The organism is Acinetobacter genomosp. 33YU (assembly GCF_001990725.1).
Taxonomy (GTDB): domain Bacteria; phylum Pseudomonadota; class Gammaproteobacteria; order Pseudomonadales; family Moraxellaceae; genus Acinetobacter; species Acinetobacter seifertii.
Genome location: NZ_LFZQ01000039.1, coordinates 1 through 319 on the forward strand (window position 1 = coordinate 1; position 319 = coordinate 319).

Below are 319 nucleotides of genomic sequence, written 5' to 3' on the forward strand. Positions count from 1 at the left end.
TTACTGGTGGCCCAAGTGTAACCACAGCAGGGATTAATGCGGGTAATCAGAAAATTACCAATGTTAAAGCAGGCACTAATGCGACTGATGCAGTCAATTTTAGCCAGTTAAATGCAACCAACCAGAATGTAACCACTGCACAAAACACAGCAAATACCGCATTGACCAATGCAGCAGCAGCGCAAGCGACGGCAGACAAAGGCCTGAACTTTAGTGTCAATGGTGGTACAACGGACAACGTGAAGTTAGGCGAAACGGTTAACTTTGCAGATGGTACCAATACGACTGCAGTTTATGACCCGACAACCAATACCTATAA

Annotated in this window: 1 pseudogene; it reads left to right on the forward strand. The window is 45.1% G+C overall.

Going from position 1 to position 319, the window contains the following annotated elements:
• Positions 1-319, forward strand: a pseudogene (locus AC056_RS19120) (hypothetical protein); the annotation flags it as partial.